We start from the raw sequence: 8755 nt of genomic DNA on the forward strand, positions 1-8755 counted from the left end.
GCTCGTGGGCGGGGTCCGTGGGGATGGCCATGCCGACGAGGGTAACGCCGGTCACACGTGGGAGACCGTTTGTGAAGTCAATATTCGCGGGTACGACCCGCCTCGCGGGAAAAGACCCGACCATGAACAGCCCGGTACGCAAAGAATGCTCCTCCTTGACTGAGCGGGAAGAAGGCCCCGAACTTTCTTGCGATTCCGGGGCCCGGCCGAGTGTGCGCCGGGCCACAGTGGTTCCACACCCCCCGGGGAGACGCCGCCGCAGCACCGCGGAGGCCCGCCCCGTCCCCCACCCGAGAGGACCAGGACCATGACCGAGCAGACCGTGCAGCAGATCGCCCAGGAGATCCAGAAGGACTGGGACACCAACGACCGCTGGGCCCACATCGAGCGCACCCACACCGCCGAGGACGTCGCCAAGCTCCGCGGCCGCGTCCAGGAGGAGCACACCCTCGCCCGCCGCGGCTCCGAGAAGCTCTGGGAGCAGCTGACCTCCGAGCACGCCAAGGGCGAGTTCACCAACGCCCTGGGCGCCCTCACCGGCAACCAGGCCGTGCAGCAGGTCAAGGCCGGCCTCCGCGCCATCTACCTCTCCGGCTGGCAGGTCGCCGCGGACGCCAACCTCTCCGGCCACACCTACCCGGACCAGTCCCTCTACCCGGCCAACTCCGTGCCGGCCGTGGTCCGCCGCATCAACAACGCGCTGCTGCGCGCCGACCAGATCGAGTGGTCCGAGGGCATCAAGACCGTCGAGGACTACCTCGTGCCGATCGTCGCCGACGCCGAGGCCGGCTTCGGCGGCCCGCTCAACGCCTACGAGCTCATGAAGGGCATGATCGCCTCCGGCGCCTCCGGCGTGCACTGGGAGGACCAGCTGGCCTCCGAGAAGAAGTGCGGCCACCTGGGCGGCAAGGTCCTCATCCCCACCGGCCAGCACGTCCGCACCCTGAACGCCGCCCGCCTGGCCGCCGACGTCGCCGGGGTGCCCTCCGTGATCATCGCCCGCACCGACGCCGAGGCCGCCACCCTGATCACCTCCGACGTCGACGAGCGCGACGCCGAGTTCATCACCGGCGAGCGCACCGCCGAGGGCTTCTACAAGGTCAAGAACGGCGTGGAGCCCTGCATCGCCCGCGCGAAGGCCTACGCCCCCTACTCCGACCTGATCTGGATGGAGACCGGCACCCCCGACCTCGAGCTGGCCCGCAAGTTCGCCGAGGCCGTCAAGTCCGAGTTCCCGGACCAGATGCTCTCCTACAACTGCTCGCCGTCGTTCAACTGGAAGAAGAACCTCGACGACGCCACGATCGCCAAGTTCCAGCGCGAGCTGGGCGCCATGGGCTACACCTTCCAGTTCATCACCCTGGCCGGCTTCCACGCCCTCAACCACTCCATGTTCGACCTGGCCAAGGGCTACAACGAGCGCCAGATGTCCGCGTACGTGGAGCTGCAGGAGCGCGAGTTCGCCGACGAGGCCCGCGGCTACACCGCCACCAAGCACCAGCGCGAGGTCGGCACCGGCTACTTCGACGCCATCTCCACCGCCGTCAACCCCGAGTCCTCCACCGTGGCCCTGAAGGAGTCCACGGAGGCGGGCCAGTTCCACTGAGCTGTCGACGACGACACCTCACGCCTGCAAAGGAACCCGTCATGATGACCCTGCAGACCACCCACTCCGACACGACCGTCAACGGCGTTCGCGTCCTCGGCGAGCCGGTCCCCGGCCAGGACCGCGTCCTGACCTCGGCCGCCCTGGAGTTCCTCGCCGCGCTGCACCGCGGCGTCGAGGGACGCCGTCGGGAGCTGATGGACGAGCGCGCCGCCCGCCGGCGCCGCATCGCCGAGGGCGAGACCCTCGACTTCCTCCCGGCCACCCGCAAGGTCCGTGAGGACGACTCCTGGCACGTCGCTCCGCTGGCCCCCGGCCTGCGGGACCGCCGCGTGGAGATCACGGGCCCGGTGGACCGGAAGATGACCATCAACGCCATGAACTCCGGCGCCAAGTGCTGGCTCGCGGACTTCGAGGACTCCTCCACCCCGTCCTGGGAGAACGTGATCGCCGGCCAGGTCAACCTGCAGGACGCCATCCGCAGGACCATCTCCCTGACCACCCCGGAGGGCAAGGAGTACACCCTCGGCGGCGTGCAGCTCGTGGACCGGCCCACCATCATCGTGCGGCCCCGCGGCCTGCACCTGATGGAGGACCGCATCCTCGTGGACGGCCAGCCGGTCTCCGGCGCGCTCGCGGACTTCGCGCTGTACTTCTTCCACAACGCGAAGGAGCTGCTGCGCCGGGGCCGCGGCCCGTACTTCTACCTGCCGAAGACCGAGTCGCACCTCGAGGCGCGGTGGTGGAACTGCGTGTTCGTCCGGGCGCAGGACCTGCTCGAGATCCCCCAGGGGACCATCCGGGCCACCGTGCTGATCGAGACGATCACCGCGGCGTTCGAGATGGAGGAGATCCTCTACCAGCTGCGCAACCACGCCGCCGGCCTCAACGCGGGGCGCTGGGACTACATCTTCAGCGTCATCAAGACCTTCCGCGAGCGGGGTGAGGACTTCGTGCTCCCCGACCGCTCCGAGGTGACGATGACCCAGCCGATGATGCGGGCCTACACCGAGCTGCTCGTGCGCACGTGCCACCGGCGCGGGGCGTCGGCGATCGGCGGCATGGCCGCGCAGATCCCGAACCGGAAGGACCCGGAGGCCAACGCGGCCGCCCTGGAGAAGGTCCGCTCGGACAAGACCCGCGAGGCCGGGGACGGGTTCGACGGCTCGTGGGTGGCCCACCCGGACCTGGTGCCCGTGGCCATGGAGGTGTTCGACGCCGTCCTGAAGGACCTGCCCAACCAGATCCGCACCCGCCGCCGGGAGGACGTGGTCCCCGACGCCGCCGCCCTGGTGGACATCAAGTCCACCACCGGCTCCATCACGGAGCAGGGGCTGCGGATGAACATCGAGGTGGGCATCCGGTACGTGGAGTCCTGGCTGCGGGGCAACGGCGCCGCCGCCATCCACAACCTCATGGAGGACGCCGCCACCGCGGAGATCTCCCGCTCCCAGATCTGGCAGTGGATCCGGACCGGCTCTACCGCCCGTCTGACCGACGGCGGGGAGCGCACCGTGACCCGCGAGTGGGTGGAGCAGGTGACCGAGGAGGAGTTCGGCCGGATCGAGCGCACCGAGGGCGACCGCTTCGACGAGGCCCGGGAGATCTTCACCTCGGTGGCCCTCGCGGAGGACTTCCCGGACTTCCTCACCCTGCCGGCGTACGAGCGGTTCCTCTCCGCCGAGGCGCGACGCCGGGCAGGCCACGGCGCCTGAGCCACCGCGCCTGCCGGCTCCCCGGCTCGTGCCTCCCGAATCGACTGCGGTTCTGACCCCTCTGGGGCCCCGAACGGGGCCGTGAAGGGTCAGGACCGCAGTCGATTCCGGCGTCTGAGGGGTCAGAGACCGGCGAGGAACGCGCGGTGGAACGACCAGTCCCCCGTGACCTCCGGGTGGAAGCTCGTGGCGCTCACGTTCCCCGCGCGCACGGCGACGGGCAGGTCGGCGGCGGGGGCGCCGTCGTCGGTCTCGGCCGTGGAGGAGGACGCGGCGACGGCCCGGGCGGCCGGCACGGAGGCGAGCACCTCGACCCCCTCCCCCACGCGGACCACCGCGGGGGCGCGGATGAGCACCGCGTGCATCGGGTCCGCGGATACGGCCGGCACCTGCAGGTCCGCCTCCAAGGAGTCCGCCTGGGAGCCGAAGGCGTTGCGGCGCACCGTGACGTCCAGGACGCCGAGGCTCCCCTGGCCCGGGGCGGGGTTCTCGATCCCCGCGGCGAGCAGGATCATCCCCGCGCACGTGCCGTAGACGGGCAGGCCGGCGCGGACGGCCTCGGCGAGGGGGTCCCGCAGGCCCATGATCCGGGCCAGGCGGTCCATCACGGAGGACTCCTCGCCGGGCAGCACGATCCCGTCGAGGCCGGCCAGGTCGGCCGGCCTCCGGACGGGACGGGTGCGGGCGCCGAGCGCCTCGAGGACGTGCACGTGCTCGCGCACGTCCCCCTGCAGGGCGAACACGCCCACGGTCTTCTGTACGGCTCTCATGCCGCCGATCGTCGGACCCGCACCCGCATGCTCAGCTCAGCTCACCAGCCGCGCTCGGCCAGGCGGTGCGGGGCCATGGTGAGTCCACAGAAGACCGTCGGCATGCTCGGTGTCATGGCGCTCTACCTGGGCGTCGAGCCGCTCGACGGCGACGTCAACAACCTCCTGCCGCAGATGGTCGCCGACCACCTGCCGCTGGCGCTCGTGGCCCTGGCGTTCCTGATGATCATCGGCTCGCTGTCCTCCACCGCCGACTCGGACCTGTCCGCCCTCTCGTCGATTGGGGCAGGATCACCAACGTCGCGTTCACGGTGTCCGTGCTCGCCGCGCTGGCCGTGTTCCTGCCCGTGCGCTTCGAGTGGTTCCCGCTCGAGGGCGCCTGGGCGTTCGTGGTGGAGACCCTCGCGATCCTCGGTGTGGGCGTCGCGCTGGGCATCATGTGCTTCGGCTTCTTCGGCCTGCGCCCCGCGGTCGTCGTCGGCGCGATCGCCTCGGTCGTGATGCTGTTCCTCGGCTACGGGTTCCTGCGGGACTACGCCACCCTCACGGGTTCGCTCGTGGACTACGCCGTGTCCTTCCTCGTGTGCTGGGGGCTGCCCGTCCGCTCCGGCCAGGACTTCGACTTCGACCAGATCGCGCGCGTGACCGGCGACTTCGACCCCGCGACCGAGGACCTGCCGCAGGTCGAGCGCGTCGCGGCCTCCGTGTCCTGATCCCCCCGTCCCCCGACCCGCAAGGAGCATCCGCATGACCGTCGGTCTGACCCTGCACGTCCTGATGTGGCCCGTCCTCGTGCTGGCCGTCCTCGGCCTCGCCTCGGGCCTGTTCTACCGCGAGTACACCAAGGCCCACGAGTTCACCGGCGCCACCGAGCTCGGCACCGTGCACACGCATCTGCTGGGCCTGGGGCTGACCGTGACCCTGGTGGTCCTCGCCCTCGACGCGGTCTTCGGCCTGACCGGCCGCGGCCCGTTCACCTGGTTCTTCTGGCTCTTCCACCTGGGCGTGCTGGTCACGTCCGTGATGATGGCCGTGCGCGGCGGCCTCACCGTGGACGGCCTGACGCCCGCCGAGGCCTCGGCGGGCATCCCGGGCATCGCCGGACTCGGCCACATGCTCGTGACCGCCGGTCTCGCGCTGCTGTTCGTCGCCCTGTACAGCGGCGTACGGGAGCGTCAGGACCGCCTCGAGACGGGCCGCACCGGCGGCACCGTCGTCGAGGGGGCCTGAGCCGCCCGGCGCCTGCCCGACCGCGCCCGCGTCAGCGAGCGCGGTCGAGCAGGATCACGTCCAGGCGACGCGGCCCGTGCACGCCTTCGACGCGCTCGAGCTCGATGTCGCTCGTGGCCGAGGGCCCGGAGATCATGGTGATCGGCGCCGTCGCCTCCACGCGGGCCAGCGCCTCCGGGAAGAGCTCCACCACGGAGTCCAGCGGCACGATGCACACGTGGTGGTCCGGGACCAGGGTGATCGCCCGGCGGCCCTCGTCCGGGCGGCCGCTCAGGAAGATCGTCCCGGTCTCCGCGCAGGAGACCGTCGAGGACGTCACCACCGCGTCCACCTCGTTCAGCGCGTCCACGCTGAGGGGCTCGCGCTCGCCGTCGTGGGCGCCGCGGACCGCGGCCCGCTCCCCCGTGTGACCCACCGCGGGCTCCGTGATGCGCTCCCGGCCGGCCCCGCGCGAGTCCGCGGGGAGCCAGTCGGGCTCCAGACCGGCCGGCACCACGTACCGGGCGTCCGGGCCGAGCAGCTCGGCGATGGCCGCGGCCACCGTCTCCTCCGTCTCGTCCCGCACGGAGGCCCGGTAGTCGATCAGCCGATCGCGCAGCATCTCCACCACCTCGGCCCGGTCCCGGGAGGAGGTCCGCCGGTAGGTGCGCTGCACCGGGTCCGCGACCGGCCCGTCCGCCGTCGCCTCGCGGATGCGCCGCAGGATCTCGGCCTTCGCCTCGCTCATCGTCCGTCCTCCTCGACGTGCTCGTCCTCCTGGCGGTCCAGCCCGGCGACGCCGTCCAGGGCGGTCCGGTGCTCGGTCTCATCCTTGTGGCGGGCCCACCAGTTGCGGAAGGACTCCCGCGGGGGCGCCGGCACGTCACGCTCGTCGGTCCACCCGCCGGCGATGCCCGGCAGCCAGCCGAGCACCCGGTCCGGCCCGGCCGCGACCCGCCCCAGCCCGAGGCCCCGCTCGGCCAGCGACATGCGCCGACCCGAGGACATCACCACGGAGGCGCCCTTCATCGCGACGTCCATCTGCGAGGGCGTGACGGACTCCACCGCCGCCTTGGCACGGGCCAGGGGTCCGGCGTCGCCGTCCCCCTCCGTGCGCAGCGCCTTCCGGGCGGCGTGGGTGGCCTGCACGTCCTCGTCCCGGAGGTGGATGAGGATCGAGGGGATGTCGATCGCCACGGGGCACACGTCGTAGCACGCGCCGCACAGCGAGGAGGCGTAGGGCAGAGTGCCGTTCTCCCCCGCGTCCACACCGGTGAGCTGCGGGGAGAGGATCGCGCCGATCGGACCCGGGTAGACGGAGCCGTAGGCGTGGCCGCCGGTCTGCTCGTACACGGGGCACACGTTCATGCACGCCGAGCAGCGGATGCAGTGCAGCGCGGAACGGCCCTTCGGGTCGGACAGCACCGCCGAGCGGCCGTTGTCCAGCAGGACCAGGTGGAACTCCTGGGGGCCGTCGCCCTCGGTGACGCCCGTCCACATGGAGGTGTACGGGTTCATCCGCTCACCCGTGGACGAGCGCGGCAGCAGCTGCAGGAACACCTCGAGGTCCTCGAAGGTGGGCACGAGCTTCTCGATGCCCATCACGGTGATCAGCGTCTCCGGCAGGGTCAGGCACATGCGGCCGTTGCCCTCCGACTCGACGACGGCGAGCGTGCCCGTCTCGGCGACGCCGAAGTTCGCCCCGGAGATCGCCACCTTCGTGCTCAGGAACTTCTCGCGCAGGTGCCGGCGTGAGGCCTCGGCCAGATCGGCCGGCTCGGAGGTGAGGCTCTCGTCCGTCTCCGGCATCTCCCGGAGGAAGATGTCCCGGATCTCCCGGCGGTTGCGGTGGATCGCCGGGACGAGGATGTGGCTGGGCCGGTCGTGGCCGAGCTGGACGATGAGCTCCGCCAGGTCCGTCTCGACGGCGGCCACGCCGGCCTGCGCGAGCGCGGCGTCCAGGCCGATCTCCTGGGTGGCCATGGACTTGACCTTGATCACCTCGTCCACGCCCTTGGCGGTGACGAGCTCCGTGATGATGCGGTTGGCCTCGGCCGCGTCCCGGGCCCAGTGCACGACGCCGCCGCGCGCGGTGACCTCGGACTCGAGCCGCTCGAGGAGCGCGGGCAGGTCCGCCATGACGGACTGCTTCAGCGCGGAGCCGGCGGCGCGCAGCTCCTGCCAGTCCGGCAGCTCCCCGACGACGCCGGCACGCTTGGCACGGATGGTGTGGGTGGCCCGGCGGATGTTGGCGCGCATCTGGCCGTTCCCCAGCTGCTCGCGGGCGGACTCGGGGAACGGGGTTTTCAGCAGGATCTCGCCCTCGCCGTGGACGGGGCGGAGGGTGGGCATTCCCAGGCGCACGCGGGTGGGTGCGGTGCTCATCGGTGGGCCTCCTCGACACGGGCGGACGGTCCGCGGCGGGCGCCGGCCGACGCGGGAATGGACAGTTCGACGGGGCCGTCGACCTCGAGCGGGTTCTCCCGGGTGGCCGCGAGGATCTCGGCGAGGTGGACGGTGCGCAGGGGGCGGCCGTCCTGGCCGCGCGCCTCTCGACGGTGCATGGCCCCGCCCAGGTGGAGCAGGCAGGAGGCGTCGCCGCCCGTGCAGATCGAGGCGCCGGACGCGGTGACCTTCTCGATCTTCTCCTCCGCGATGGCGGCGGAGACGTCCGGGTTCTTCAGGGAGAAGGTGCCGCCGAAGCCGCAGCACTCCTCGGCGTCCGGCAGCGGGCGCAGGTCGATGTCCGCGACGGTGCGCAGCAGGTCCTCCTGGCGCGTGCCCAGGCGCAGCAGGCGCATGCCGTGGCAGGAGGGGTGGTAGGTCACGGTGTGCGGGAACCAGGAGCCGAGCTGGGCCGCGGCATCCGTCACGCCGAGGACGTCCGTGAGCAGCTGGGACAGCTCGAGGGTGCGGGAGGCGACGACCTCGGCGTCGCGGGCCAGCCCCTCGTCCCCGCAGGAGCGGGCGACGTCCGGCTGCTGGTGGCCGAGCGAGGCCACGCAGGATCCGGAGGGGGCGACGGCGAGGTCGTAGTCGGCCTTCATGAAGGTGCGGACGTGGTTGCGCACCACGGGCAGGGCGTCCTCCACGTACCCACTGTTGACGTGCATCTGCGAGCAGCAGACCTGGCCGGGCGGGAAGACGACCTCATGGCCGAGCCGCTCGAGGATGCGGACGGTGGCGAGGGCCACCTTGGGATACATCGCGTCCACGATGCACGTGGCGAACAGGGCGATTCTCATGCCGGTCTCCGTTCCGGACGGGGCGCCTGGGGCGCCGTGCTGTGCGGCAGCACACGGGTGCCGTAGTGGTCAGACCATATCATGCCAGCCCCTTGCAAGGTGACCGGTCTCACAGTACGCTCCTTGGTCTGACCACAGTGGTCCGACCATCACCGGCCCGGCCGGATCCCGCCCCGTCCCCTCGCCCACCGGGAGACCCCCGTGCACACC

The 8755-nt window shown here is 71.7% G+C and carries 8 protein-coding genes; 4 read left to right on the top strand and 4 right to left on the bottom strand.

The genetic code is table 11. From position 1 onward, the window contains the following. Positions 1 to 307 precede the first annotated feature (307 nt). Positions 308 to 1606, top strand: coding sequence for an isocitrate lyase (gene aceA, locus MHY29_RS09840; protein WP_239240763.1), 1299 nt, complete (start codon positions 308 to 310; stop codon positions 1604 to 1606). A 44-nt stretch (positions 1607 to 1650) separates the two neighbouring features. Beyond that, the gene (gene aceB, locus MHY29_RS09845; protein WP_370643506.1) at positions 1651 to 3321 is read left to right on the top strand and encodes a malate synthase A; all 1671 of its coding nucleotides are present in this window, start codon (positions 1651 to 1653) and stop codon (positions 3319 to 3321) included. Positions 3322 to 3443: 122 nt separating this feature from the next. Here the strand turns inward: aceB and pdxT are convergent, their stop codons facing one another. Beyond that, a complete protein-coding gene (gene pdxT / locus MHY29_RS09850) occupies positions 3444 to 4091 on the bottom strand; it encodes a pyridoxal 5'-phosphate synthase glutaminase subunit PdxT (RefSeq protein WP_224356341.1) in 648 nt (215 codons plus the stop codon). Positions 4092 to 4408: 317 nt separating this feature from the next. On the opposite strand from pdxT, the gene MHY29_RS09855 reads away from it, so the two are divergent. Continuing rightward, complete coding sequence (locus MHY29_RS09855) at positions 4409 to 4804, top strand: hypothetical protein (protein WP_239240769.1); 396 nt, start codon at positions 4409 to 4411, stop codon at positions 4802 to 4804. A 34-nt stretch (positions 4805 to 4838) separates the two neighbouring features. Next, entirely contained in the window at positions 4839 to 5321 is a 483-nt protein-coding gene (locus MHY29_RS09860; protein WP_224356339.1) for a DUF2871 domain-containing protein, read from the top strand. Between the two features lie 31 nt (positions 5322 to 5352). Here the strand turns inward: MHY29_RS09860 and MHY29_RS09865 are convergent, their stop codons facing one another. Genes MHY29_RS09865 through MHY29_RS09875 form a run of 3 tightly spaced genes read right to left on the bottom strand, consistent with a single transcriptional unit; the run spans position 5353 to position 8545 of the window. Next, positions 5353 to 6048: an LUD domain-containing protein gene (locus tag MHY29_RS09865; RefSeq protein ID WP_044658796.1), complete on the bottom strand. Its 696-nt coding sequence runs from the start codon at positions 6046 to 6048 to the stop codon at positions 5353 to 5355. Then, positions 6045 to 7685 (bottom strand): lactate utilization protein B, encoded by a 1641-nt coding sequence (locus tag MHY29_RS09870; protein ID WP_224356338.1) that lies wholly within the window; start codon positions 7683 to 7685, stop codon positions 6045 to 6047. The genes MHY29_RS09865 and MHY29_RS09870 overlap by 4 nt, the downstream gene beginning before the upstream one ends. Then, positions 7682 to 8545, bottom strand: coding sequence for a (Fe-S)-binding protein (locus tag MHY29_RS09875; protein ID WP_224356337.1), 864 nt, complete (start codon positions 8543 to 8545; stop codon positions 7682 to 7684). The genes MHY29_RS09870 and MHY29_RS09875 overlap by 4 nt, the downstream gene beginning before the upstream one ends. Between the last annotated feature and the right edge of the window lie 210 nt (positions 8546 to 8755).

It is taken from the genome of Micrococcus sp. ACRRV (genome assembly GCF_022346985.1).
In the GTDB taxonomy this organism is placed as follows: Bacteria; Actinomycetota; Actinomycetes; order Actinomycetales; family Micrococcaceae; genus Micrococcus; species Micrococcus porci.